The sequence below is a fragment of the Arenimonas sp. genome (genome assembly GCF_035721105.1).
GTDB lineage: Bacteria > Pseudomonadota > Gammaproteobacteria > Xanthomonadales > Xanthomonadaceae > Arenimonas.
In genome coordinates this window covers 60,638-85,522 of sequence record NZ_DASTNG010000063.1, presented here as the reverse complement: position 1 = coordinate 85,522, position 24,885 = coordinate 60,638, and the positions used below count along the sequence as shown (strand labels likewise).

Below are 24,885 nucleotides of genomic sequence, written 5' to 3'. Positions count from 1 at the left end.
GGTCGCCGCCTTCGGCGCGGCCCTGTTGGTGGCGTGGGCGTTCGCCGCGACGGCGCAGGCCGCCGACCTGCCCGAGGGGATGTCGCTGGCCGATGCGCCGGCCTGGGTGGCGCCGGTCGACACCGGCTCGATCGAGCCCGGCGCGCCGTCCGGCGGCCTGGCCTACCGCGTGGTCGATGACCAGGTCTCGCTGCGCGGTCCGCGGCCGCATGAGTACCGCCTGCTGGCCTACGACGTGCTCGACCGCACCGGCCTGGAAGACGCCGGCCGGCTGCGCATCGGGTTCCAGCCCGATTTCCAGCGCGTGCAGCTGCATGGCCTGGTGGTCATTCGCGACGGCCGCCGCGCCGATCGCCGGGCGACCGCCCGGGTCGAGCTGCTGCGGCTGGAGCAGCGCGCCAACGACGGCATCCTCGATGGCTGGCGCACGGCCGAGATCCTGATCCCCGACGTCAAGGTCGGCGACCGGGTCGAACTGTCCTTCAGCACGCTGGGCAGCAACCCGGTGCTGGGCGAGCACTACCACCGCAGCTTCAGCGCCGCGTATTCCACCGCCACCGGGCTGCGCCGCCTGCGCGTGCTGGCCGGCCCGGCGCCGCTGAAATGGCGGCGCACCGGCCCGGTCGACTACCGCGAACGGGTGAGCACCGACGCCGGCGGCCAGGTGCTGGTGCTGCAGGCGCGAAACCTGCCGGCGATCGAGGCCGAGGACGGCGCCCCCGAGTGGTTCGACGGCTATGGCGCGCTCGAGGTGGGCACCGCGCCGGACTGGGCGGCGGTGGCGCGCTGGGCCGAGACCCTGTTCCGTACGCCCGCCACTTCCCGGGCGCGGCTGGCGCGCGAGGCCGATGCGCTGGGCCTGGCCGGCAAGCCGGCCGCCGAAGCGGTGGCCAAGGCGCTGGCCTTCGTCCAGGGCGAAGTCCGCTACGTCAGCCTGTCGATCGGCGACTCCTCGCATGCGCCGGCGGACCCGGCCACCACGCTCGATCGCCGCTACGGCGACTGCAAGGACAAGTCGCTGCTGCTGGTGGGCCTGTTGGACCAGGCCGGCATCGAAGCCCAGCCCGTGCTGGTGAACTCGACGCAGGGTAGGCGCATCGCCGACGGCCTGCCGGGCCCGAATGCCTTCGACCACGCCATCGTGCGCGCCCGCGTCGACGGCGCGTGGCTGTACGTCGACCCGACCCGCAACCCCGAGCTCGGCGATTTCGACGACCGCCAGCCGGCCGACTTCGGCCAGGGCCTGCCGGTGGCGCGCGGCATCGCCGACCTCGAGGCCTTCCCGGCCGCCCCGACGGCGCCGGCGCCCGCGGTCGAGGTGCTGCAGGCGGTCTCGCTGCACGGCGACGAAACCCCGCGCCAGGTCGACATCCGCGTCGACACCCAGTACCGCTACGGCTTCGCCGCCTCGAACCGCGACCGCTTCGCTTCGGAAGGCGCCAGCCGCGTCGGCCGCAGCTACCTCGAGTACATGCAGGGTTACTACAGCGGCATCGAACTAATGGCGGACCCGGTCGGCAAGGACTCCCCGGACGACAACCAGTTCGCCGTCAGCGAGCACTACCGCACCCGACTGGTCGCCGACGACGCCGAGCCCGGCCAGCTGGGCGAGTTCAACCTGCTGATGTTCCAGCTGCGCGACTGGGTGCCGTCCGCGCGCGCGGCCACGCGCCGCTGGCCGCTGCGCCTGCCGGGCCCGCCGCGCGGCGTGCAGGAGATCCGCATGACCGCCGAAGGCGGCTGGGACATCCAGCCCGAGCAGCTCACGGTCGAGAACGCCTACTTCCGGTTCCGTCGCGACGTCTCGGCCGAAGGCCGGGTGCTGACCATCCGCGGCGAATGGGAGCGGCTGGCCGAGCACATCCCGGCCGACGACTACGCCGCCACGCGCGAGCAGCTCGACCAGGTCCGCGACCTGCTGGAGTATCCGGTCTACCTCGGCGGCGGGGACGCCGACGTCCCGGGCCCGGAGATCAGCCGCAGCGACCTGGCCTGGCCCGGCCTGTCGCTGATGGCGCTGGCGATGCTGTTGGGCACGCTCTGGTTCGTGCGCGGGCAGAGCGCGGTCGCGGGCGTGTTCTTCGCGCCGCGCCGCACGATGCGGCGCCTGGTCGACGACGGCTCGGTGCCGCTGGCCATGCTCTGGCTGCTCGGCAGTGCGGGCCTGATGCTGGCGCTGACCGTGACCCCCGAACTGGTCGCGGGCGCGCGCCCCGACTGGGGCCCGGTCCTGTTCGAGGCCCTGGCCGAAGTGCCGCGCTTCCTGGTGGTCGCCGCGCTGCTGCTGCTGGCGTTCCGCGTGCTGGGGCATCGGCCGGGCTACCGTGGCCTGGTCATCGCCTCGGCCTGGGGCGCCATCCCGATGATCGCGCTGCTGCTGCTGGCGCTGCTGGCCGCGGGTCCGCTGCTGTCGGCGGTGGCCAGCACCCCGGCGTCGCCCTCGGGCGACATGGGCGTGGTGGTCGCCAACAGCCTGGTCGCGCTGGCCCTGTTGCTGGGCGGCCTGGCCTGGGGCGTGGTCGCCACCGTCGCCGGTCTCGCCGAAGCCGCCCGCAGCAGCGCCGGTATCGCCGTGCTGGCCCTGGTGGTGACCTTCGCCGCGCTGTTCTGCGTGGTCATCATCGCCGCCATCGTCTACCTCCTCGCGTCGGGCAGCCTGCCCGGCCTGTCCTGACCCCGGAAACCCCATGTCCACGCCGCTGATCCCCGCCCGCCACAAAGACGTCAATCGCGCCAAGGTGTGCGACGACAACTTCATCGAGTTCGTGGCGAACTGGGCGGGCCGCCCGGAGCCGCGGCCGGCGCCGCACGAGCCGGTGCTCGAGGGCAGCGCCTGCACCGCCGCCGACTTCCTGGCGGTGTTCGAGTCGCAGCTGGTGTCGCGCCACCTGGATCTGATGGCGCGCGTGCTGCGCGTCCAGCAGAAGGTCTTCTACACCATCGGTTCCTCCGGCCACGAAGGCAATGCGATGGTCGCGCGGCTCACGCGCCACACCGATCCGGCCTTCCTGCACTACCGCTCCGGCGGCTTCATGGCCGAGCGCTTCCGCAAGCTGCCCGGCATGGACCCGATCATGGATTCGGCGCTGAGCTTCGCCGCCAGCAGCGAGGATCCGATCTCGGGCGGCCGGCACAAGGTGTGGGGCAGCAAGCCGCTGTGGGTGCTGCCGCAGACCTCGACCATCGCCTCGCACCTGCCCAAGGCGCTGGGCACCGCGATCGCGATCGAACAGGCGCGCCGCATCGGCCACGCGCTGCCCATCCCCGAGGATTCGATCGCCATCTGCTCGTTCGGCGACGCTTCCAGCAACCACGCCAGCGCCCAGACCGCGTTCAACACCGCGCAGTGGACCGCCTACCAGAAGTTGCCCGCGCCCGTGCTTTACGTCTGCGAGGACAACGGCATCGGCATCTCGGTGAAGACGCCGGGCGGCTGGATCGCGAACGCCTTCCGGCACCGCGAAGGCCTGGACTATTTCTACGCCGACGGCCTGGACGTGGCCGAGGGCTACGGCCAGGTGCAGGCCGCGGTCGAGCACTGCCGCCGCACGCGCCGGCCGACCTTCCTGCACCTGCGCACCACGCGCATCATGGGCCACGCCGGCACCGACTTCGAGATCGAGTGGCGCAGCTTCGAGGAGCTGATGGCGGTCGAGGCCACCGATCCGCTGCTGCGCTCGGCGGCGATCGCGCTCGCGTCCGGCCTGATGTCGAAGGACGAGCTGCTGGCGAAGTACGAGGACACCCGCCGGCGCTGCTTCGCCGCGGCCGAGGACGCCGACCGCCGGCCCAAGCTCGACGACCTGGCCGAAGTCATGCGCCCGCTCGCGCCCTACACGCCGGACAAGGTGATGGCCGAAGCCACCCGCGGCGGCTTCGACGACAAGCGGCTGTCCGTGTTCGGCAGCGAAGCGAAGCTGCCCGAGAACCAGGCGCCGCGCCACCTGGCCATCCAGATCAACAACGCGCTGCACGACCTGTTCTGCAAGTACCCGGAGGCGCTGCTGTTCGGCGAGGACGTGGCGCAGAAGGGCGGCGTGTACACGGTCACCAAGGGCCTGCACAAGGCGTTCAAGAACGCCCGCGTCTTCAACACGCTGCTGGACGAGACCATGATCCTGGGCCTGGCCCAGGGCTATGCCAACGTCGGCATGCTGCCGATGCCCGAGATCCAGTACCTGGCGTACTTCCACAACGCCTGCGACCAGATCCGCGGCGAAGCCTGCTCGCTGCAGTTCTTCTCCAACGGGCAGTACCGCAACCCGATGGTGATGCGCATCGCTTCGCTGGGCTACCAGCGCGGCTTCGGTGGCCACTTCCACAATGACAACTCGATCACCGCGCTGCGCGACATCCCGGGCCTGGTGGTGGGCTGCCCCAGCCGCGGCGACGACGCGGTGACCATGCTGCGCACGATGATGGCCCTGGCCAAGGTCGACGGCCGGGTTTGCGCCTACCTCGAGCCGATCGCGCTGTACATGGCCAAGGACCTTTACGAAGCCGGCGACGGCCAGTGGCTCACCGCCTATCCGGCCAACGGCGAGGCGATGGTGCTGGGCGAGGAGCGCGTGTACTTCCCGGAAGCCCGCGACCTGGTGATCTTCAGCTTCGGCAACGGCCTGCCGATGAGCCTGCGCGCCGCCCGCGACATCGAGCGCAACCACGGCTGGAAGGTGAGGGTGGTGGACCTGCGCTGGCTGCAGCCGCTCAACGCCGAGGCCATCGCCCGCCACGCCGGCGAGTGCGACCGGATCATGGTCGTGGACGAAGGCCGCAAGTCGGCGGGCGTGGGCGAGGGCGTCATCACCGCGGTGGTCGAGGCCGGGTACGGCGCCAAGCCGCTGCGCCGGGTGGTCGGCGCCGACACCTACACGCCGCTGGCAGGTGCCGCCTTCCTGGTCATTCCCAGCGAGGCGGACATCGTCGCGATGGCCGCGACGCTCGCCTGACACCGTTGTCCCGGGGCATGAGAATGACGCCTGCCCCGGCATCGCCTAGACTCTGGCCATGAGCCCGTCCCGGCCCCAGACCATCCTGTTCGCCGACGTCAGCGGCAGCACGCGCCTGTTCGAGGCGAAGGGCGACCAGGAAGCGCGGCGGCTGATCGCGGCCGTGCTCGACGCGCTCACCCAGGTCTGCCGGCAGCACGGTGGCCGCGTCATCAAGACCATCGGCGACGAGATCATGTGCACCTTCCCGGCCGCGCTCAACGGCGTGCTGGCGGCCTGCGACATGCAGCGCCGGATGGGCCGCGACATCGACTTCGTCCGTGACAGCCTGGCGATCCGCATCGGGCTGCACCACGGCGACGCGCTGGAGGAGGACGACGGCGACGTCTACGGCGATGCCGTGAACACCGCCGCGCGGATGGCCTCGCTGGCCAAGCGCGAACAGATCGTCACCACCGCCGCCACCTACGACAGCCTGACCGGCAAGGTCCCGGAGGCGCGCGGCCTGGGCAAGGCGCGGGTCAGCGGCAAGCTGCTGCCGATTTCGATCGTCGACCTGGTGTGGCAGGAAGACACCTCGGGCATGACCATGGTGCAGTCGGCGGTGCGCAGCGGCGACTCCGCCGCCGGTGAGGTATTGCGGCTGCGCCATCGCGGCCAGGTGGTGGAGCTGCGGCCGGACTCAGAACCCTTCAGCATGGGTCGCGAACCGGCCAACCACCTGCAGGTCGAGGCGGACTGGGTCAGCCGCACGCATGCGATGATCGAGTACAAGCGGGGACACTTCCTGCTGGCCGACCGGTCCACCAACGGCACCTACGTGCGCATCGGCGACGACGACGAACTGAAGGTGCACCGCGACGAGCTGCACCTGCGCAAGGCCGGCACGATCAGCCTCGGCCAGGCGGTCGCCGTGAACACCGGTGACGTCATCCATTACGAGGCCCTCTGAGCCCCGGAAACAGCGGGAGGGACGTCGTTCCCGATGCTTCGCGACGCAAGCCATCGGGAACGCCGCCCCTCCCACGGGGTATTGCCTGGCGAGGTCAGTCGTCGGCCTGGACCTGGATGCCGCCAGTGATCTCGGGTTCGACGTCGGGCTCGGCTTCGGCCGCCGCCTTCGGCATCGGCCGGTAGCCGAACACGCCGCGCAGCAGGCTTTCGCTGCCCGCGTACTCCGCGGCGTTGGTCTCGACGAACTGGCTGGCGCCGAGCTCGACCAGCACTTCGTACAGCGAATCGTCCTCGTGCAGCTTCAGCATGGCCTCGGACACGGCCTGGCGGACGTCGGCCGGGACCGTGCCGCCCGCGCTGAGCGCACGGCCGGTGAACTCGCGCGAATCCGACACCGACACCAGGTTCGGATACAGCTGGGCGATGTAGTTGGGCACCATCGCGGCCTCGGTCTCCTGCGAGAACACCATCTCGACGCCGTCGCGCCAGTTCGCCGCCACCGACATGATCTCGGGCTGGGCGATGGGGTTCTTGTAGATGTCGCCCAGCAGCAGGTAGCCCATGCTGGGCGCCGGCATGCTGACGACGCGGTAGCCGATGAGCCCGGTGATGCCCTGTTCCGCGATCGACGGATCGGCCATCAGCGAGTAACGGGTGCCTTCGGACACGCGCACCAGCGGCGTGAAGCCGTGGCGGTTCACGCGGTAGTCGGTGAAGTGCGCTTCCTCGAACGCGAAGTCGGTGCGCGCCCCCGAACGCAGGTCGCGCCAGTAGACGTGGTAGTTGGTCGCGGTCTTGAGCTTGAAGGTGTGGCCGGTGCTCTGCGCGAGGTAATCAAGCAGCGGCTTGTAGACCTGCTCGGCCTGCGCCGGCGGGTAGTTGGGTTCGACCGCGAGGATGTATTCGGCGGCGAGCGCCGGGGTCGCGATCAGCGAGCAAAGCAAGGCGGCTAGGCCTTTTTTGAGCGTCATGTCTGGTTCCTCCCTGTGCTCGCGGTATAGCAGACATCCCGCGCTTTGGCCAATGCTGGCGCGGGTTTCAGCCCCCTCGCGCCAGCCCGTCCGCGAGCGTGGCAGGGCGGCAGGGGCGGCCGCCGACGGTGAACTCGCCGGCGTCCCCGGCCGCCATCACGGCCAGGCCTTCACGCCCGTCGGCCGTCGCGCAGGCGAGGGTGCCGGCGGTGCGTTCACCGGCCATCACCGGCTGGCCGACGGCGAGGCCCTCGCCGAGGATGCGAACCAGTTCACGCTTCGATTGCCCGAGGTAGTGCGTGCGCGCGACGATCTCCTGCCCCGGATAGCAGCCTTTCTTGAGGCTGAAGGCGGAAAGCCGCCCGAGCGAAAGCATCTGTGGCGTCCAGGCCTCGCGCTGGCTGGGCGGCAGGCGGGGCAGGCCCAAGACGAGGTCGTGCGCCAGCCAGGCGGCGTCGACGACCGGATCGGCCGGGGCGAGCGCCGGATCGCCGGACGGCAGCAGCCACAGTGTCCGCGGCGCGTCATGGGTGCCGAAATCCAGCGCCAGGACGCCGGGCGCCTCGCCGGCGAACCGGTCCGGGGCCGGCGTGCCGCAGACCGGACCCGCCGCCGCCACCCAGCCCGGGGCGGCGTCGATGGCGAGCTTGCTGCGGAACACGAAGCGCTGCAGCGCCTCCCGCAGCGCGTCGGCCGGCATGTCCGGCGAGACCGCCAGGAAACGGTCGTCGTCCAGCCTGGCCAGCGCGAACAGGGCGATCACGCGGCCCTTGGGCGTGAGCCAGCCGGTCCAGTGCCACTGGCCGACGGCCAGCGCAGCGACGTCGTTCATCAGCTGCGCCTGCAGGAAGCGGGCCGCATCGGGGCCTCGCACGGTCATCACGCCGAAGCCGGAAAGCGCCGGGCAGGACGCCGGGGATAGATTTGTCTTGAACGTCATGGGGGTGGGACTTAACATTACGCAATGCCTGACGAGCCTCGAATCATAGGCGAAACCGCCGCCGGTACCGCACCGGAGGCCGCTGGCCCCGTGGCCGCCGACAATGCCATGCCTTCGCCGCCCGCCGAGATCGGTGGCCGCGACGGGCCCGACCCCACCCGCTACGGCGACTGGGAAAAAAACGGGCGCTGCATCGACTTCTGAACGCCGCGCACACACCGCGCCCCTGAAACTCCACCGATCCCCGAGAGACGAGCGCAGCCCATGGCCACGCCAAAACGACCCCTGTCCCCCTTCATGATCGGCCCGTACTACCGGCCGCAGCTCACCAGCATGATGTCGATCGCGCACCGCGCCACCGGCGTGATCCTGGCGCTGGGCTCGCTGGTGCTGGCCGCGTGGCTGGTCGCCGCGTCCGAGAACGCCTTCATCTACGACGGCTTCCGGTCGGTGCTGGCCTCGGTGCCGGGCAAGATCGCGCTGTTCGCGTTCTCGGCCAGCCTGGTCTACCACTTCCTCAACGGCATCCGGCACCTGTTCTGGGACGCCGGCCGCGGCTTCTCGATCCCGAAGGCCTACGCCAGCGGCTATGCCGTGCTGGCGCTGTCGGTGGTGATCACCGCCACGCTCTGGTGGTTCGGGCTGGGAGGCGTGGCATGAGCCTGCGCAATCCGCTTGCCCGCGCCAAGGGCCTGGGCTCGGCCAAGGACGGCACCTCGCACTGGTGGCACCAGCGCCTGACCGCCATCGCGCTGGCGCTGCTGACCCCGTGGTTCGTCATGTTCGCGGTCAAGCTGCTTGGCGCCAGCCACCTGGCCGTGCGCGGCGCCATCGCCCACCCGGTCACCGCGACCCTGCTGGCGGCGTTCGTGCTGTCGCTGTTCTGGCACGCGCGCCTGGGCCTGCAGGTCGTGGTCGAGGACTACGTCCACGGCGGCCTGGAAATCGCCCTGCAGATCGCCATCAAGTTCGTCTTCGCGCTGGCCGCCATCGCCTCCCTGCTGGCCATCGGCCGCATCGTCTTCTCTGCCTGAGCCCGCCATGACTTCTGCCTACAAGATCCACGAGCACACCTACGACATGGTCGTGGTCGGCGCCGGCGGTGCCGGCCTGCGCGCCACCTTCGGCCTGGCCCAGAAGGGCCTGCGCACCGCCTGCATCTCCAAGGTGTTCCCGACCCGCTCGCACACCGTGGCGGCGCAGGGCGGCATCTCGGCCGCGCTGGGCAACATGGGCGAGGACGACTGGCGCTTCCACTTCTACGACACCATCAAGGGCTCGGACTGGCTGGGCGACCAGGACGCCATCGAGTACATGTGCCGTGAAGCGATCCCGGCCATCATCGAGCTCGAGCACCAGGGCGTGCCGTTCTCGCGCACCGAGGACGGCAAGATCTACCAGCGCCCCTTCGGCGGCATGACCACCAACTACGGCCAGGGCACCGCCCAGCGCACCTGCGCGGCCGCCGACCGCACCGGCCACGCCATCCTGCACACGCTGTACCAGCAGTCGCTGGCGCACCAGGCCGAGTTCTTCATCGAGTACTTCGCACTCGACCTGATCATGGACGAGGAGGGCGCCTGCCGCGGCGTGCTCGCGCTCGACATGGCCTCGGGCGAACTGCACCTGTTCCGCGCCCAGGGCACCGTGCTGGCCACGGGCGGCTACGGCCGCGCCTACTTCAGCGCCACCTCGGCCCATACCTGCACCGGCGATGGCGGCGGCATGGCGCTGCGCGCGGGCCTGCCGCTGCAGGACATGGAGTTCGTGCAGTTCCATCCCACCGGCGTCTACGGCGCCGGCTGCCTGATCACCGAGGGCGTCCGCGGCGAAGGCGGCATCCTGCGCAACTCCGCCGGCGAGCGCTTCATGGAGCGCTACGCGCCCAACGCCAAGGACCTGGCCTCGCGCGACGTGGTGTCGCGCTCGATGACCATCGAGATCCGCGAAGGCCGTGGCGTGGGCCCGAAGAAGGACCACATCCACCTCGACCTGACCCACCTCAACCCGGCCGACATCCACGAGAAGCTGCCGGGCATCGCCGAGACCGCCAAGATCTTCGCCGGCGTCGACGTCACCAAGCAGCCGATCCCGGTGCTGCCGACCGTCCACTACAACATGGGCGGCCTGCAGACCAACTACCACGGCGAAGTGGTGACCCTGAAGGACGGCAACCCCGATTCGGTGGTGCCGGGCCTGTACGCCATCGGCGAGGCGGCCTGCGTGTCGGTGCACGGCGCCAACCGCCTGGGCTCGAACTCGCTGCTCGACCTGGTGGTGTTCGGCCGCGCCGTGGCCAACCGCTGCGCCGAGACCATCAAGCCGGGCGCGCCGCACAAGTCGCTGCCGGCCTCGGCCTGCGACAAGTCGCTGGCCAACCTCGACAAGCTGCGCCACGCCAACGGCGGCACGCCGACCGCGCAGATCCGCGACGCCATGCAGCAGACGATGCAGAACGATGCCGCGGTGTTCCGCACCGGCGAGACCCTCAAGCACGGCGTCGAGAAGATCCGTGAAGTCGTGGCCTCGTTCGCCGACGTGAAGGTGTCGGATCGCTCGCTGGTCTGGAACTCCGACCTGGTCGAGACCCTGGAGCTGCAGAACCTGCTGGGCCAGGCCGTCGCCACCCTGGTGTCGGCCGAGAACCGGCAGGAATCGCGCGGCGCCCACGCCCGCGAGGACTTCAAGGACCGCGACGACGTGAACTGGCACAAGCACACCCTGTGCTGGGTCGACGACGCGGGCAAGACCGCCATCGACTACCGCCCGGTGCACATGTACACCCTGAGCAAGGACGTCGACGTGGTCCCGCTCAAGGCCCGCACCTACTGATCGCCCAGGACACCTGACAATGGCTGAGTTCACCCTCCCCAAGAATTCCAAGGTCACCAAGGGCAAGCATTTCGCCGCCGCCGGCGCGAAGAACGTGCGGACCTTCAAGATCTACCGCTGGAACCCGGACGACAGCGCCAATCCGCGCACCGACACGTACGAAGTCGACATGGATTCGTGCGGCCCGATGGTCCTGGACGCGCTGATCAAGATCAAGAACGAGATCGACCCGACGCTGACCTTCCGGCGCAGCTGCCGCGAGGGCATCTGCGGCTCGTGCGCGATGAACATCGACGGCACCAACACCCTGGCCTGCACCAAGGGCATCGACGAGTGCGGCAAGCAGGAAGTGCCGATCTACCCGCTGCCGCACATGCCGGTCATCAAGGACCTGGTGCCGGACCTGAGCCACTTCTACGCGCAGTACGCGTCGATCAAGCCCTGGCTGCGCACGCAGAGTCCGGCGCCGGCCAAGGAGCGCCTGCAGTCGAAGGAAGACCGCGCCAAGCTCGACGGCCTGTACGAGTGCATCCTGTGCGCCTGCTGCTCGACCAGCTGCCCGAGCTACTGGTGGAACGGCGATCGTTACCTGGGCCCGGCCGTGCTCCTGCAGGCCTACCGCTGGATCATCGACTCGCGCGACGAGGACACCGGCGCCCGCCTGGACGAGCTCGAGGATCCGTTCAAGCTCTACCGCTGCCACACCATCATGAACTGCGCCCGCACCTGCCCGAAGGGCCTGAACCCGGCCAAGGCGATCGGCGAGATCAAGAAGCTGATGCTGCAGCGCCGCGGCGCCTGAGGGCCGTGGAGACGCGTGATCCGGAACGCGAGGCCGCCGAGCTGCGGCGGCTTCGCTGGCGCTGCCGACGCGGCATGCGCGAGCTCGACCAGCTGATGCTGCGCTATCTCGACGCCCGCTGGCCGGCGGCTTCCGACGCGGAGCGGGCGATTTTCCTGCAGCTGCTCGACACCGAGGACGATAAGCTCTGGCGATGGTTCATGGGCCGCGAACGGCCCGAGGACACCTCGCTTGCCGACCTCGTCGCCCGCATCCTCGACCTTCCGCCTTGACTGGCGGCCCTCGCGCCTCCTGGGCCTGGCGCTGGTGGCGCTGGGCCTGCTCGCCGGCGGGTCGCTGCTTGCCAGCCGGCTGCCGCCACCCCTGAAGCTCCCCGCCGCGACCCTGGCCCTGGCCCGGGGCCTGCAGCTGGCCCGGCGCGAGGCGGGCAGGGCGCCCTGCCGCCTGGCCTGGGCCGGTGGCGACGCGCCGGTGTGGGTCAACGGCAGCGTCCTGGTGTCCCCGCGCCTGCACCTGCGCGGTCCGATCGCCGTGCTGGCGGCACGCGACGTTCATGGAAGGTTGCAGCGTTTTTGCTGGTGGCCGGATACCCTGTCGCCTGGCCTGCGCCGCCAGCTGCACCTGGCGGCCTCGGCCGATCCCCGTTCCGCGAACCCGCTGGCCGTGCTGTCAGCCTAGGACCCCATGTTCCAGCCCCTGCCATTCTCGATCGGCCTTCGCTACCTGCGCGCCAAGCGGCGCAACGGCTTCATCTCCTTCATCTCGATGGCGTCCATCCTGGGCATCATCATCGGCGTGATCGCGCTGATCACGACGCTGTCGGTGATGACCGGCTTCCAGACCGAGCTGCGCGAACGCATCCTGGGCATGGTGGCGCACGCCACCGTCGCCGGGGTCGACGGACCGCTGCAGGACTGGCCGCGCGCCGTGGCGCTGGCCAACGCCGACCCGCGGGTCGAGGGCGCCGCGCCCTACATCGAAACCGAGGCCCTGCTGCAGGGGCGCCAGCGCCGCGGCGCGATCATCCGCGGCGTGCTGCCCACGCACGAGCCCAAGGTTTCCGAGATCAACCGGATGATGAAGCAGGGCACGCTGGACCAGCTGCAGCCCGGCGCCTTCAACATCATCCTGGGCCGCGAGCTGGCCATCCTGCTCGGCGTCGGCCCGGGCGACGCGGTCAACGTCTTCATCTCCGAATCCACCGTCACGCCGCTGGGCGCGCTGCCGCGGGCCAAGCGCTTCAACGTCGTCGGCATCTTCGAGGCCGGCACCCAGGAGTACGACCTGGGCCTGGCCCTGGTGCACCTGCAGGACGCCCAGCGCCTGGGCCGGATGGGCGAGGGCGTCACCGGCGTCCGCCTGAAGCTGGTCGACCTGTGGCAGGCCGCACCGGTGGCGCGCGACCTGTCCGACAAGATGGATGGCTTCTACCGGGTGCGCGACTGGATGCGCGACAACGCCAATTTCTTCCGCGCGCTGAAGATGGAAAAGACGGTGATGTTCATCCTGCTGTCGCTGGTGATCGCCATCGCCGCCTTCAACCTGGTGTCGTCGCTGATCATGCTGGTGCAGGACAAGCAGTCCGACATCGCCATCCTGCGCACGCTGGGCATGTCGCCGGCGGCGGTGATGCGGGTCTTCGTGGTGCAGGGCCTGGTGATCGGCGTGGTCGGCATCGCCGTCGGGACGGTCGGCGGCGTGCTGCTGGCCAGCAACCTTTCGGCCGTGGTGCGGTTCTTCGAGCGCCTGTTCGGCGCCGAGCTGTTCCCGTCCGACGTCTACTACATCACCGGCGGCGTGCCGAGCCTGGTGCAGCCCGGGGACGTGGTGACGGTGGTGGCGGTGGCCTTCGTGCTCTGCCTGCTGGCCACCCTCTACCCGGCCTGGCGCGCTTCGCGCACCGATCCGGCCACGGCGCTGCGCTATGAATAAGGATCCCGGCATGGACGTCGTCATCCGCTGCTCGAAGCTGGGCAAGACCTATGCCGAGGGCGACCTGGAAACCCCGGTCTTCGACGGCCTCGACCTCGAGGTCCGGCGCGGCGAGACCGTCGCCATCGTCGGTGCTTCCGGTGCCGGCAAGAGCACCCTGCTGCACCTGCTCGGCGGCCTGGACCAGGCCACGGCCGGCCAGGTTTATGTCGACGGCGAGGCCATGTTCACGATGGGCGAGCGCCAGCGCGGCGAGTTGCGCAACCGGGCGCTGGGCTTCGTCTACCAGTTCCACCACCTGCTGCCCGAGTTCACGGCGCTGGAGAACGTGATGATGCCGCTGCTGATCCGCGGCGACGCGGTCGAGGCGGCGCGCCAGCCGGCGCAGGCCCTGCTCGAACGCGTGGGCCTGGGGCATCGCCTGGGCCACAAGCCAGGCGAGCTGTCCGGCGGCGAGCGCCAGCGCGCCGCCGTCGCCCGCGCCCTGGTCACGCGCCCGGCCTGCGTGCTCGGCGACGAGCCCACCGGCAACCTCGACGAAAAGACCGCAGCCGCAGTCTTCGACCTGATGCTGGAACTCAACCGCGACCTCGGCACCGCCCTGGTCATGGTGACCCACGATCGCCGCCTGGCGCGGCGACTGGATCGGACCCTGGAACTGTCCCGGGGACGACTGCAGCCGCTCGTGGACGACCGCCTCCCGCCCCACGCCGCGGCGCCCGACCGTCCCTGAGCCGCGGTGCGCGGCCCCGGGCCGTCCCCGTTCGGGCCCGCCGTGGCCGCCAGCCTGCTGGCGGGCGTGCTGGTGGTGCAGGGACTGCCGCGGCTGCCACCTCCCCTGTTCTCCGCGCTGCTGCTGGCGCTGGGGCTGCTGGCTTACGTTCGCGCGGGGTGGCCGCGCGCCCTGGGCGCGGCGGCCGTGGGCGTTGCGCTGGCCTGCCTGCAGGGGCAGTCCACGCTGGCGGCCCAGTGGCCGGCCGCGCGGTCGGGGCAGGACGTCGTGGTCGAGGGGCGCGTGGTGGGCCTGCCGCTGCGCACCGAGGACGGCCTGCGCTTCGAATTCATCGTCACCGAGGGACCGCCCGGCCTGGCGGCGGGCAGGAAGCTGCGCCTGGGCTGGTTCGCGCGTCCGGGCCAGCCCTTGCCGGGCGTGGTGCCGGGCAGCCGCTGGCGCCTGCCGCTGCGCCTGCGCGCGCCGCGCGGCCTGCTCAACCCGGGCGGCTTCGACTTCGAGCGTCGTGCGATCGAACAGCGCATCGCCGCCACCGGCGTGGTCCGCGACGCCGGACCGGTGCAGCGGCTCGGCCCCGGACACGGCCTGGACCAGGCGCGGGCGGTGCTGTCGGCCCGGATCCACGCGGCGGTGGCGCAGCCGTCCGCGCGCTTCGTCGCCGCGCTGGCGCTGGGCGACACCCGCGGCCTGGACGACCGCGACTGGGAGATCCTGCGCGCGACGGGCCTGACCCACCTGATCGCCATTTCCGGCTTCCACGTCGGCCTGGTCGCGGGCTTCGGCGCCTGGTTGGGGCGCGCGCTGTACTGGCTGACGCCGGCCCTGGGGCGACGCTGGCCGCGTCCACAGGGCAGCGCCGCCATGGCGCTGGCGCTGGCGGCGGGCTACACGGCGCTGGCCGGGTTCGCGCTGCCGACGGTGCGCACGCTGCTGATGATCGCCGCCGTGGCGCTGGCGCACGGCCTGCGGCGGCCGGCGTCCCTGGCGCAGTCGCTGTCGCTGGCGCTGGTGTGCGTCCTGGTCGGCGATCCCGCCAGCGTGCTGGCGCCGGGGTTCTGGCTGAGCTTCCTGGGCGTGGCCTGGCTGGCCTGGTGCCTGCCGCAGCGTCCGGGCGAGGGCCTGCTCCGGCCCTTCCTGGCGGCCCAGGCGGTGGCGATGCTTGGCTTGCTGCCGCTCAGCGTGTGGTTCTTCAGCCAGGCCTCGCTGCCCGGGCCGCTGGTGAACCTGGTCGGCATTCCCTGGATCAGCCTGGTCGTGGTGCCGCTGGCCCTGCTGGGCCTGGCGTTCGATCCCTGGCTGCCCGGGGTGGCGGCCGGACTCTGGAGCCTTTCAGCCACGCTGATGCAGTGGCTATGGCTGGGCCTGGACTGGGTGGCGCGCTGGCCGCCGGCGCTGGCCTGGCTGCCCGAGCCGGGGCTGGCGGCGACCACGCTGGCGCTCCTGGGCGCCTTCTGGGGACTGCTGCCGCGCACCGTGCCCGGCAAGCCGCTGGCGCTGGCGCTGCTGCTGCCGCTGCTGTGGCCCGCACTGCCGCGGCCGCCGCGCGGCGAGGTCGACCTGCACCTGCTCGACGTCGGCCAGGGCCTGGCGCTGCTGGTACGAACGCACGCGCACACGCTGCTGTACGACGCCGGCCCGGCGCCGCCGCGCGGCATGGACCTGGGCGAAGCGGTGGTGGTGCCGGCCCTGCGCGCGCTCGGCGTGGCCCGGCTGGACACGCTGGTGATCAGCCACGGCGACAACGACCACGCCGGCGGCGCCGAGGCGGTGGCGCGGGCTTTTGCCCCGGGCCGGGTGATGGCGCCCGAGGCCATGCCCGGTACCCGACACGGCGCCTGCGTGGCCGGGCAGCGCTGGCGGTGGGATGGCGTCGACTTCGAGGTGTTGCACCCGACGCCGCACTTTCCCTACCTGCGCAACGACAGCTCCTGCGTGCTGCGCATCAGCGCCGGCGGCCGGCACGCGCTGCTGGCCGGCGACATCGGCCGCCACGTCGAGGCGCGGCTGGCCAAGCTGCCGCGCACGCGCATCGGCGCCGACCTGCTGGTGGTGCCGCACCACGGCAGCGACACCTCCTCGAGCCTGGACTTCCTGGCGGCGGTGCGTCCCACGCTCGGCCTGGTCGCGGTGGGCGAGGGCAACCGCTTCGGCCTGCCCAAGCCCGTGGTGCTCAATCGCTATGACCGCTACTCGGTCACCCTGCACGACAGCGCCGGCAGCGGTGCCATCACCGTGCGGCTGGGCCCGGGCGGCGTGCGGCTGCGCGAACGCCTTCGCCAGGACCGCCCGCGCTACTGGCGCCATGCCGCTGCCGGCGGGGCAGGCTATGCTATCGACAGGCAAGAACCCGAAAGGTGAGGCGTGCTGGAACTGATCAAAGCGGGCGGCTGGGTGATGCTGCCCATCATCCTCCTGGCGGTGTTGGCCCTGGCCATCATCCTGGAGCGGTTCTGGAGCCTGCGGCGCCAGGAAGTGCTGCCGCCGGGCCTGGGCGAAGAAGTGCGTGAATGGGCCCGCGGCCGCGCGCTCGACCCCAAGCACATCGACGTGCTGCGCAGGAATTCGCCGCTGGGCGAACTGCTGGCGGCCGGCCTGGACGTGCGCCACCGCCCGCGCGAGCTGATCAAGGAGCGCATCGAGGACGTCGGCCGGCACGTGGCGCACCGCATGGAGCGCTTCATGAACACCCTGGGCACCATCGCCGCGGTGACGCCCCTGCTGGGCCTGCTGGGCACGGTGTTCGGCATGATCGAGATGTTCCTGGACATCCTCACCGCCGGCGTCGGTGACGCCAACCGGCTGGCCGGCGGCATCGGCCAGGCCCTGATCAGCACCGCGGCCGGCCTGTGCGTGGCGATCCCCGCGCTGATGTTCCACCGCTACCTGCGCGGCCGCGTCACCGGCTACGTGATCGACATGGAGAAGCAGGCCACCGCGCTGCTCGACGCCCTCGACGAGGGCGCGGCGCCGCCGCCGGCGAAGGCCCCGCGCGCGAAGCGGAGCGAAGCGTGAGGCTCAGCACCGGCCGGGTGCCGGACGAGCCGGAGATCAACCTGGTCTCCCTGATCGACGTCGTCTTCTGCCTGATCATCTTCCTGGTGGTCACCACCACCTTCGACCAGCGCTCGGCCCTGAAGCTGGTGCTGCCGCAGTCGCAGGCCACCACCGAGGTCGACCCGGGCGAGCCGCTGACCGTGCTGGTGGACGCCGAGGGCCGGTTCTTCATCGGCAATGACGAAGTGCTCAAGCGAGACGTCGGTTCGCTGCGCGAGGCCATCGTCCGGGTCGCCGGCACCGACCGCGAGCGCCCGGTCGTGCTGCGCGCCGACGCCCGTACGCCGCACCAGTCGGTGGTGACGGCGATGGACGCGCTGGGCCAGGCCGGCTTCCGCAAGATCTCGATCGCCACCACGCCCGAGGCCAAGCCTTGAGCAGCCCTGAAACCTCGGCCTGGACCATCTACCGCCGCCTGCTGGGGCGGGCGAAGCGCTACAAGTTCTTCCTGGCGGCGGCCGGCGTCGGCATGCTGTTCGAGGCCGCCGCGGCCTCGGCCTTCACCTGGATGATGGAGCCGATGATCAACGGCACCTTCGTCGACAAGGACCCGGCCCTGCGCTGGACGCTGCCGCTGGCCATCGTCGGCCTGTTCGTGGTGCGCGGCCTGGCCACCTTCTGCACCGACTACGGCATGGCCCGCGCCGGCCGCAGCGTGGTGCGCGACCTGCGCGGCGAGGTGCTGGAGAAATACCTGCGCCTGCCCAGCGCCCGCTTCGACACCGAGCCGGTGCCGTCGATGGTCTCGCGGCTCAACTACGACACCGAGCAGGTCACCCAGGCCAGTTCGGACGCCATCAAGGTCATCCTGACCGACAGCTTGACCATCGTCGGCCTGCTGGGCGTGATGTTCTGGTACAGCCCGCGCGTGACCCTGGTGATGCTGGTGGTGGCGCCGCTGATCGCCGCCATCTCGGGCATCGTCGGCCGCCGCTACCGGCAGATCAACCGCGGCATCCAGGACGGCGTCGCCAACATGGCGCAGTCGGCCGAACAGGCGCTGTCGGCGCAGCAGGAAGTGAAGGTCTACGGCGCCCAGGGCTCCGAGCTGGCGCGCTACACGACCCTGATCAACCGCAACCTGGGCCTGAGCATCAAGGTCGAGTCGACCCGCGCCGCGGCCTCGTCGGTGGTGCAGGTGCTGGCCGCCACCGCGCTGGCCGTGATCCTGCTGGTGGCCGGCAGCGAGGCCGCGAAGGGGCGGATGAACGCCGGCGCCTTCGTCGCCATGCTCACGGCGATGATGGCCATGCTGCCTTCGCTCAAGCGCATCACCAACGTGCAAAGCCTGGTCCAGCGCGGCGTGGCGGCGGCCGAGCGCCTGTTCGGCATCCTCGACGAGCCCGACGAGCGCGACACCGGCACGCTGCCGCTGCTGCACGCCCGCGGCGAGATCGAATTCCGCGACGTCACGCTCCGCTATCCGGGCCAGGAGGCGCCGGCGCTGGCCCAGGTCTCGTTCGTCGCCCGCCCCGGCACCGTCACCGCCATCGTCGGCCGGTCGGGCAGCGGCAAGTCCACCCTGATCCGGATGCTGCCGCGCTTCTACGAGCCCAGCGCCGGCGCGGTGCTGGTCGACGGCGTGCCGATCGAGCAGTACCGCCTGGCCGACCTGCGCCGGCAAATCGCCATCGTCGGCCAGCGGGTGATGCTGTTCGACGACAGCATTGCGGCCAACATCGCCTACGGCCAAGCCACGGGCGTCGATCCGGCGCGGGTGCGCGCCGCGGCCGAGGCCGCCAATGCGGCCGAGTTCATCGACCGCCTGCCGGACGGCATGGACGCACGCATCGGCGAGAACGGCGGGCTGCTCTCCGGCGGCCAGCGCCAGCGCCTGGCGATCGCCCGCGCCATCCTCAAGGACGCGCCGATCCTGATCCTGGACGAAGCCACCGCCGCGCTCGACACCGAGTCCGAGCGGCTGGTGCAGGACGCGCTGAACCGCCTGATTCCCGAACACACCACGCTGGTGATCGCGCACCGCCTGTCCACGGTCGAACACGCCGACCAGGTGCTGGTGCTCGACGCCGGCCGGCTGGTGGAGCAGGGCACTCACGCCGAGCTGCTGGCCCGCGGCGGCCTGTACGCCCATCTGCACCGCATGCAGTTCCGCGAGTCGGAGGCCGGGTGAAAGCCGCGCTGGAGCGCTGGCTGCTGCGGCGCTGGTACGGCGGCGTGGCGCCGGGCCCCGGGCTCAAGGCACTGGCCGGGTGCTACCGCGGGCTCATCGCCCTGCGCGCGGCACTTTATCAGCGCGGCCTGCGGCGGGTGCACCGGCTGCCGGTGCCGGTGCTGGTGGTCGGCAACCTGGTGGCAGGCGGCAGCGGCAAGACGCCGCTGACCATCGCTTTGGCCCGCGGCCTGGCGGAACGCGGCTGGCGTCCGGGCATCGTCAGCCGCGGCTACGGCCGCCGTTCGCAGGGTCCGGTGCAGGTGGCCCTCGACATGCCGGCCTCGGAATGTGGCGACGAGCCGCTGCTGATCGCGCGCCAGACCGGCCTGCCGGTATTCGTCGACCGCGACCGGGTCGCCGCGGCGCGGCGCCTGGTGGCCGCCGGCTGCAACCTGGTGATCGCCGACGACGGGCTGCAGCACCTGCGCCTGGGGCGCGACATCGAGATCGAGGTCGTGGACGGCGAACGCCGGCACGGCAACGGACGGCTCATTCCCGCGGGGCCGCTGCGCGAGCCGGCCGGTCGCCGCGTCGACCATCGCGTCATCAACGGCGGCCAGCCACGCGGCACCCGGGCCGACCACGCGGATACGACGCCCGAGTGGCCGATGCAGCTGGTGCTGGGGAACGCGCTGCCGATGGCGGGCGGGGCGTCGCGTCCGCTCGGGGCCTTCGGCGACGGCGTGCTGCACGCCTTCGCCGGCATCGGCCATCCGGCGCGCTTCTTCGCGGCGCTGCGGGCCGCCGGCCTGGCGCCGATCGAGCACGCCTTCCCCGACCACCACGCCTTCACCGCGGACGAGCTGGCGTTCACGCCCCCCGGCCCCCGGCTGATGACCGAGAAGGACGCGGTGAAGTGCGCCGGCCTCGATCTCGCCGACGCCTGGGCGGTGCCGGTTCGCGCCGACCTGCCCGATGCCCTGTTCACGGCCCTGCAGACGCAGCTGGCCGCCTGGAGTCCCGCCCATGGATCCGCTTGATTTCATCGTCGCCATCCCGGCCCGGTTTGGCGCCAGCCGCCTGCCGGGCAAGCCGCTGCGCCTGATCGCGGGCCTGCCGATGGTGGTGCACGTGGCCCACCGGGCCCTGGCCGCCGGCGCCCGCGAGGTAGTGGTGGCGACCGACGACGTGCGCATCGCCGAGGCGCTGGGCGGCGAGCCGCTGCGCGTGTGCATGACCCGCGCCGACCACGCCTCGGGCACCGATCGCCTGGCCGAGTGCGCCGACCAGTTGGGCTGGGCCGACGACCAGATCGTGGTGAACCTGCAGGGCGACGAGCCCTTCGCGCCGGCGGAGGGCATCCGCGCCGTGGCCCGCACCCTGGCCGAGTCCGACGCCGAGATGGCCACCCTGGCGACCGCGGTGGAGGACAGCGCGACCCTGTTCGATCCCAATGCCGTGAAGCTGGTGCGCGATGCCCGTGGGCTGGCGCTGTACTTCAGCCGCGCCCCGATTCCCTGGCAGCGCGATGCGTTTGCGCGTGACCGCCTCTCGCCTGGTGTCGGCAGCGCGCTGCGGCACATCGGCATCTACGCCTACCGCGCCGGTTTCCTGCGGCGCTTCGCGGCCCTGCCGCCGGGACGCCTTGAACAGCTCGAGGCCCTCGAACAGCTGCGGGTGCTCGAGGCCGGCCATCGCATCGCCGTCGGCCTGACGCCGGTGCCGTTCCCGCCGGGCGTGGACACCGAAGCCGACCTGGCAAGGGCCGAGGCCCAGGCGCTGGCTGATAAGTAACTTTACATAGTTGCTGTAACGCATTGAAAATATTGTTTGTTTGCATGGGGAACATCTGCCGCTCGCCGCTGCTCGAGGGCTGGGCAAGGCATACCCTCGAGGCCGCGGGCCAGGGCCATCGCGCCCAGCTCGACTCGGCCGGCACCGGCGGCTGGCACGCCGGCTCACCGCCCGACCCGCGTGCGATCGCGGCGTCGGCCCGCCACGGCGTCGACCTCCGCGGCCAGCGCGCGCGGGCGGTGTCGCCGGAGGACTTCCAGGCCTTCGACCTGATGCTGGCGGCCGACGGCGACACCCTGCAGTGGCTTCGCCAGCACGCGCCGCCGGAAGCGCGCGCGCGTCTTCACCTCGCCCTGGCCTGGTGCGAGGCCGCGCACCGGGGCGACGTTCCCGATCCCTACTACGGCGATGCCGCCGGATTCGAAGCGACCTGCACGCTGGCGCGCGCGGCCGCCGAAGGCCTGCTGCGCAAACTGGCGCCGCAGGCATAATGCGGCGACCCCCGGAAGGACGCCCCCATGTCGCAGGCCAACCAAGCCGCCCCCGAACTGCCGCCGAGCCTGCAGTGGCTCAACGCCGACCGCCAGACGGTCGCGGCGCAGCAGGGCCGGGTGCTGGCGCTGGTGTTCTGGAACGCGGCCTCGTCCTACTGCCACACCCTGCTTGATGAACTGATGCGCCTGCAGGCGCGGTACCCGGTGGCGCTGACGCTGCTGGGCATCCACCAGCCCAAGTTCGACTCCGAGCTCGACGGCCGCCTGGTGCTCAAGACGGCCAATCGCCTGGGCCTGAACTTCCCGGTGGCGAACGACCGCAGCTGGAGCACCTGGCAGCACTACGGCATCCAGTCCTGGCCGTCGGTGGCGCTGGTGGACACGCGCGGCCGGCTGCGCCATGTCTTCGCCGGCGACCACCAGGGCCCGGCGATCGATGCCGCCATCGCCGCCCTGATCGACGAGGTCGGTGGCGCCGTGCGGCCGGCGGAGCCGCCGCGCCGCCGCGGCGGCGAATCCCGGCTGCCGCTGGCCTTCCCGTCCGGCCTGGCCGTGGGCGAGAGCCACCTGTACGTCGCCGACACCGGCCACCACCGCATCCTCGAGTGCACCCACTCGGGCCGCGTGCTGCGCGAATTCGGCACCGGCCACGGCGACTACCTCGACGGGCCGGCCGACATCGCCGCGTTCCGGTCGCCGCGCGGCCTGTGCCTGGTGCGCGAATCGCTGTACGTCGCCGACACCGGCAACCACGCGCTGCGCCGCATCCGCTTGCTCGACGGCGCGGTGGAAACCGTGCTGGGCAACGGTCGCCCCGGCGCGGTGCGCGAGGGCCAGCAGTCGGGCGACGCCACGCTGTCCCTGAACCAGCCCTGCGATGTCGCCGGCACCCTGGACCGCCTGTACCTGGCGATGGCAGGCAGCAACCAGGTCTGGGAGTACGACCTGGCCCAGGCCCGCCTGCGCCTGCTGGCCGGCACCGGCGAGCTGGGCATCGTCGACGGCCCGACCCGCAACGCGATGTTCGCGCACCCGACCGGCCTGGCGCTGGTGCAGCAGACGCTCTACGTCGCCGATTCCGCCACCTCGGCCATCCGCGCCATCCAGGTCGCCCAGGGCCAGGTGCAGACCCTGGTCGGGCAGGGGCTTTACGAGTTTGGCGAACACGACGGCCAGCGCCGCGATGCGCGCCTGCAGCTGCCGATGGCGCTGGCGCTGGACCCGGCCTCGCCGGTGCTGTGGGTCGCCGACAGCTACAACGGCAGCCTGCGCAAGCTGCGCCTGGGCGGCGGCGAAATGACCACCCACGACCTGCCGCAGCCGCTGGACCTGCCGGCGGCGCTCGCGGCCGGCGCGGGCTCGCTGTGGATCGCCAACACCGGTGCCCACGAAGTCCTGCGGCTGGACCTGGCCAGCGGCAAGCTCGGCCGCCTGCCGATCGGCGAATGACGGCCGGCGACGCCACCCCCGCCGGCGAGGCGCCGGCCCCGTTCGACGGCAAGGCCTTCGTCCGCGACCTGACCCCGGCGCCGGGCGTGTACCGCATGCTCGGGGCCGACGGCAGCGTGCTCTACATCGGCAAGGCCTCGTCGCTGAAGAAGCGGGTGGGCAGCTATTTCCTCAAGGAGCTGCCGTCGCGGCGGATCGCGCTGATGGTGGCGCAGATCGCCCGCATCGAAGTGACGGTGACCCGCACCGAGAGCGAGGCGCTGATCCTCGAGAACCAGCTGATCAAGTCGCTGCGCCCGCGCTACAACGTGCTGCTGCGCGACGACAAGAGCTACCCGCACATCCTGCTGACCGACGAGACCTGGCCCAGGCTGGGCTACCACCGCGGACCGCGGGCGATGGCCGGGCGCTACTTCGGGCCGTATCCCAGCTCGGGCGCGGTGCGCGAGACGCTGGACCTGATGTTCAAGCTGTTCAAGCTGCGCAGCTGCGAGGACAGCGTCTTCCGCAACCGCAGCCGGCCCTGCCTCCAGCACCAGATTGGCCGCTGCAGCGCGCCCTGCGTCGGCCTGGTGCCGACCCGCGACTACGACGCCACCGTGCGCCGCGCGGTGCTGTTCCTCGAGGGCCGCAGCACCGAGCTGGTGGATGAACTGGGCCGGGCCATGGATGAAGCCAGCCAGCGGCTGGAGTTCGAACAGGCGGCGGTGCTGCGCGACCAGATCGCCGGCATCCGCAAGATCCAGGCCCGCCAGTACGTCGAGGGCGAGCAGGTCGAGATGGACGTGCTGGCGCTGGCGATGGAGCAGGGCGCGGCCTGCGTGCTGCTGATGGCCTTCCGCAACGGCCTCAACCAGGGCACGCGCAGCTTCTTCCCGCGGCCCAACGGGGCCGAGAGCCCCGAGGAGGTGCTGGGCGCCTTCGTCGCGCAGTACTACCTGGAGCAGCGGCCGCCGCGCGAGATCGTGCTCAGCCATGCCATCGCCGACGAGACGTTGCTGCAGGAGGTGTTCAGCGCGCAGGCCGGGCGCAAGGTCGAGCTCAAGTCGTCGGTGCGCGGCGAGCGTGCCCGCTACCTCGAGATCGCCCGCCAGAACGCGGCGCTGGCCCTGGCCACCGAAGCCGCAAGCAGCGCCAGCCAGCGCGCGCGGCTGCTGTCGCTGCAGGCCCTGCTGGAACTGGGCGAACCGCCGGCGCGCATCGAATGCTTCGACATCAGCCACACCATGGGCGAGGCGACCGTGGCCTCGTGCGTGGTGTTCGACGGCGAAGGCCCGGTGCGCGGACAGTACCGGCGCTACAACATCACCGGCATCACGCCCGGCGACGACTACGCGGCCATGCACCAGGCCCTGGAGCGGCGCTTCCGGCGCGGAGTGGAGGAGGGCGTGCTGCCCGACCTGCTGCTGATCGACGGCGGCGCCGGGCAGCTGGCGCAGGCGCGGGCGGTACTGGACGAACTGGGGGTGCAGGGCGTGGCCATGGTCGGCGTCGCCAAGGGCGAGGCGCGCCGCGCCGGGCACGAGGCGCTGGTGTTCGCCGACGGCCGCGAGCTGCGGCCGGGCGCGGCCTCGCCGGGCCTGCAGCTGGTGCAGCAGGTGCGCGACGAAGCGCACCGGTTCGCGATCACCGGCCACCGCGGCAAACGGCAGAAGACGCGCGAGACCAGCCGGCTCGAGGACATCCCGGGCATCGGCCCGCGCCGGCGCGCCAGCCTGCTCAAGCATTTCGGCGGACTGGCCGGGCTCAAGGCCGCCGGCGCCGAGGAAATCGCCCGGGTCGAAGGCGTCAACGATGCGCTGGCCCAGCGCATCTACGCCGCCCTGCACGGACTTGAGGCACAATCGCCCCGGAACGACGCCTGAGCA

At 71.5% G+C, this 24,885-nt stretch carries 23 protein-coding genes; 21 read left to right on the top strand and 2 right to left on the bottom strand.

What is annotated here, in order from left to right:
• Positions 1 to 28: 28 nt before the first annotated feature.
• From VFQ84_RS10570 to VFQ84_RS10560, 3 genes are read left to right on the top strand one after another with little or no spacing between them, the layout of a single operon-like run.
• On the top strand, positions 29 to 2,674 hold the full coding sequence (locus VFQ84_RS10570; protein ID WP_325131593.1) for a DUF3857 domain-containing transglutaminase family protein: 2,646 nt from the start codon (positions 29 to 31) through the stop codon (positions 2,672 to 2,674).
• A gap of 13 nt (positions 2,675 to 2,687) precedes the next feature.
• The gene (locus VFQ84_RS10565; protein WP_325131592.1) at positions 2,688 to 4,949 is read left to right on the top strand and encodes a thiamine pyrophosphate-dependent enzyme; all 2,262 of its coding nucleotides are present in this window, start codon (positions 2,688 to 2,690) and stop codon (positions 4,947 to 4,949) included.
• Between the two features lie 58 nt (positions 4,950 to 5,007).
• Positions 5,008 to 5,901: an adenylate/guanylate cyclase domain-containing protein gene (locus VFQ84_RS10560; RefSeq protein ID WP_325131591.1), complete on the top strand. Its 894-nt coding sequence runs from the start codon at positions 5,008 to 5,010 to the stop codon at positions 5,899 to 5,901.
• Between the two features lie 94 nt (positions 5,902 to 5,995).
• Here the strand turns inward: VFQ84_RS10560 and VFQ84_RS10555 are convergent, their stop codons facing one another.
• Both VFQ84_RS10555 and VFQ84_RS10550 read right to left on the bottom strand, forming a co-directional pair.
• Positions 5,996 to 6,874, bottom strand: a complete 879-nt coding sequence (locus VFQ84_RS10555) for a phosphate/phosphite/phosphonate ABC transporter substrate-binding protein (RefSeq protein ID WP_325131590.1) — start codon at positions 6,872 to 6,874, stop codon at positions 5,996 to 5,998.
• A 67-nt stretch (positions 6,875 to 6,941) separates the two neighbouring features.
• Complete coding sequence (locus VFQ84_RS10550) at positions 6,942 to 7,814, bottom strand: folate-binding protein (RefSeq protein WP_325131589.1); 873 nt, start codon at positions 7,812 to 7,814, stop codon at positions 6,942 to 6,944.
• A 90-nt stretch (positions 7,815 to 7,904) separates the two neighbouring features.
• Here VFQ84_RS10550 and VFQ84_RS13940 point away from each other — a divergent pair, with 90 nt between their 5' ends.
• The 18 genes from VFQ84_RS13940 to uvrC all read left to right on the top strand — a co-directional run bounded on the left by VFQ84_RS13940 (position 7,905) and on the right by uvrC (position 24,882).
• Complete coding sequence (locus VFQ84_RS13940) at positions 7,905 to 8,018, top strand: DUF1674 domain-containing protein (RefSeq protein ID WP_414637031.1); 114 nt, start codon at positions 7,905 to 7,907, stop codon at positions 8,016 to 8,018.
• A gap of 60 nt (positions 8,019 to 8,078) precedes the next feature.
• Positions 8,079 to 8,474: a succinate dehydrogenase, cytochrome b556 subunit gene (gene sdhC / locus VFQ84_RS10540; RefSeq protein ID WP_325131587.1), complete on the top strand. Its 396-nt coding sequence runs from the start codon at positions 8,079 to 8,081 to the stop codon at positions 8,472 to 8,474.
• Positions 8,471 to 8,848, top strand: a complete 378-nt coding sequence (gene sdhD, locus VFQ84_RS10535) for a succinate dehydrogenase, hydrophobic membrane anchor protein (protein WP_325131586.1) — start codon at positions 8,471 to 8,473, stop codon at positions 8,846 to 8,848. Before sdhC ends, sdhD begins: the two co-directional genes overlap by 4 nt.
• 7 nt (positions 8,849 to 8,855) lie before the next feature.
• On the top strand, positions 8,856 to 10,646 hold the full coding sequence (gene sdhA / locus VFQ84_RS10530) for a succinate dehydrogenase flavoprotein subunit (protein WP_325131585.1): 1,791 nt from the start codon (positions 8,856 to 8,858) through the stop codon (positions 10,644 to 10,646).
• Positions 10,647 to 10,665: 19 nt separating this feature from the next.
• Positions 10,666 to 11,448, top strand: a complete 783-nt coding sequence (locus VFQ84_RS10525; protein ID WP_325131584.1) for a succinate dehydrogenase iron-sulfur subunit — start codon at positions 10,666 to 10,668, stop codon at positions 11,446 to 11,448.
• Between the two features lie 74 nt (positions 11,449 to 11,522).
• Positions 11,523 to 11,720: a succinate dehydrogenase assembly factor 2 gene (locus tag VFQ84_RS10520; protein ID WP_325131611.1), complete on the top strand. Its 198-nt coding sequence runs from the start codon at positions 11,523 to 11,525 to the stop codon at positions 11,718 to 11,720.
• Entirely contained in the window at positions 11,680 to 12,126 is a 447-nt protein-coding gene (locus VFQ84_RS10515; RefSeq protein ID WP_325131583.1) for a hypothetical protein, read from the top strand. Before VFQ84_RS10520 ends, VFQ84_RS10515 begins: the two co-directional genes overlap by 41 nt.
• A gap of 6 nt (positions 12,127 to 12,132) precedes the next feature.
• Positions 12,133 to 13,380, top strand: coding sequence for a lipoprotein-releasing ABC transporter permease subunit (locus VFQ84_RS10510; RefSeq protein ID WP_325131582.1), 1,248 nt, complete (start codon positions 12,133 to 12,135; stop codon positions 13,378 to 13,380).
• Entirely contained in the window at positions 13,373 to 14,113 is a 741-nt protein-coding gene (lolD, locus tag VFQ84_RS10505) for a lipoprotein-releasing ABC transporter ATP-binding protein LolD (protein ID WP_325131581.1), read from the top strand. Before VFQ84_RS10510 ends, lolD begins: the two co-directional genes overlap by 8 nt.
• A gap of 42 nt (positions 14,114 to 14,155) precedes the next feature.
• Positions 14,156 to 16,471, top strand: coding sequence for a DNA internalization-related competence protein ComEC/Rec2 (locus tag VFQ84_RS10500; protein WP_325131580.1), 2,316 nt, complete (start codon positions 14,156 to 14,158; stop codon positions 16,469 to 16,471).
• 3 nt (positions 16,472 to 16,474) lie between these two features.
• Complete coding sequence (locus VFQ84_RS10495) at positions 16,475 to 17,125, top strand: MotA/TolQ/ExbB proton channel family protein (RefSeq protein ID WP_325131579.1); 651 nt, start codon at positions 16,475 to 16,477, stop codon at positions 17,123 to 17,125.
• Complete coding sequence (locus tag VFQ84_RS10490) at positions 17,122 to 17,544, top strand: biopolymer transporter ExbD (RefSeq protein WP_325131578.1); 423 nt, start codon at positions 17,122 to 17,124, stop codon at positions 17,542 to 17,544. Before VFQ84_RS10495 ends, VFQ84_RS10490 begins: the two co-directional genes overlap by 4 nt.
• On the top strand, positions 17,541 to 19,298 hold the full coding sequence (gene msbA, locus VFQ84_RS10485) for a lipid A export permease/ATP-binding protein MsbA (RefSeq protein ID WP_325131577.1): 1,758 nt from the start codon (positions 17,541 to 17,543) through the stop codon (positions 19,296 to 19,298). Before VFQ84_RS10490 ends, msbA begins: the two co-directional genes overlap by 4 nt.
• Positions 19,295 to 20,320 (top strand): tetraacyldisaccharide 4'-kinase, encoded by a 1,026-nt coding sequence (lpxK, locus tag VFQ84_RS10480; RefSeq protein WP_325131576.1) that lies wholly within the window; start codon positions 19,295 to 19,297, stop codon positions 20,318 to 20,320. Before msbA ends, lpxK begins: the two co-directional genes overlap by 4 nt.
• The gene (kdsB, locus tag VFQ84_RS10475; RefSeq protein WP_325131575.1) at positions 20,307 to 21,074 is read left to right on the top strand and encodes a 3-deoxy-manno-octulosonate cytidylyltransferase; all 768 of its coding nucleotides are present in this window, start codon (positions 20,307 to 20,309) and stop codon (positions 21,072 to 21,074) included. Before lpxK ends, kdsB begins: the two co-directional genes overlap by 14 nt.
• Before the next feature lie 23 nt (positions 21,075 to 21,097).
• Complete coding sequence (locus tag VFQ84_RS10470) at positions 21,098 to 21,565, top strand: low molecular weight protein-tyrosine-phosphatase (RefSeq protein ID WP_325131574.1); 468 nt, start codon at positions 21,098 to 21,100, stop codon at positions 21,563 to 21,565.
• A gap of 27 nt (positions 21,566 to 21,592) precedes the next feature.
• Positions 21,593 to 23,017, top strand: a complete 1,425-nt coding sequence (locus tag VFQ84_RS10465) for a redoxin family protein (protein ID WP_325131573.1) — start codon at positions 21,593 to 21,595, stop codon at positions 23,015 to 23,017.
• A complete protein-coding gene (uvrC, locus tag VFQ84_RS10460) occupies positions 23,014 to 24,882 on the top strand; it encodes an excinuclease ABC subunit UvrC (RefSeq protein WP_325131572.1) in 1,869 nt (622 codons plus the stop codon). Before VFQ84_RS10465 ends, uvrC begins: the two co-directional genes overlap by 4 nt.
• The last annotated feature ends 3 nt before the right edge of the window (positions 24,883 to 24,885 follow it).

Bases quoted from the DNA above. Each gene is read 5' to 3' on its own strand.
- VFQ84_RS10465 (WP_325131573.1), top strand. From the start codon at position 21,593: ATGTCGCAGGCCAACCAAGCCGCCCCCGAACTGCCGCCGAGCCTGCAG.
- sdhD (WP_325131586.1), top strand. From the start codon at position 8,471: ATGAGCCTGCGCAATCCGCTTGCCCGCGCCAAGGGCCTGGGCTCGGCC.
- VFQ84_RS10510 (WP_325131582.1), top strand. From the start codon at position 12,133: ATGTTCCAGCCCCTGCCATTCTCGATCGGCCTTCGCTACCTGCGCGCC.
- VFQ84_RS10520 (WP_325131611.1), top strand. From the start codon at position 11,523: ATGCGCGAGCTCGACCAGCTGATGCTGCGCTATCTCGACGCCCGCTGG.
- VFQ84_RS10555 (WP_325131590.1), bottom strand. From the start codon at position 6,874: ATGACGCTCAAAAAAGGCCTAGCCGCCTTGCTTTGCTCGCTGATCGCG.
- VFQ84_RS10525 (WP_325131584.1), top strand. From the start codon at position 10,666: ATGGCTGAGTTCACCCTCCCCAAGAATTCCAAGGTCACCAAGGGCAAG.
- VFQ84_RS10550 (WP_325131589.1), bottom strand. From the start codon at position 7,814: ATGACGTTCAAGACAAATCTATCCCCGGCGTCCTGCCCGGCGCTTTCC.
- VFQ84_RS10560 (WP_325131591.1), top strand. From the start codon at position 5,008: ATGAGCCCGTCCCGGCCCCAGACCATCCTGTTCGCCGACGTCAGCGGC.
- VFQ84_RS10565 (WP_325131592.1), top strand. From the start codon at position 2,688: ATGTCCACGCCGCTGATCCCCGCCCGCCACAAAGACGTCAATCGCGCC.
- kdsB (WP_325131575.1), top strand. From the start codon at position 20,307: ATGGATCCGCTTGATTTCATCGTCGCCATCCCGGCCCGGTTTGGCGCC.
- uvrC (WP_325131572.1), top strand. From the start codon at position 23,014: ATGACGGCCGGCGACGCCACCCCCGCCGGCGAGGCGCCGGCCCCGTTC.
- sdhC (WP_325131587.1), top strand. From the start codon at position 8,079: ATGGCCACGCCAAAACGACCCCTGTCCCCCTTCATGATCGGCCCGTAC.
- lolD (WP_325131581.1), top strand. From the start codon at position 13,373: ATGAATAAGGATCCCGGCATGGACGTCGTCATCCGCTGCTCGAAGCTG.
- sdhA (WP_325131585.1), top strand. From the start codon at position 8,856: ATGACTTCTGCCTACAAGATCCACGAGCACACCTACGACATGGTCGTG.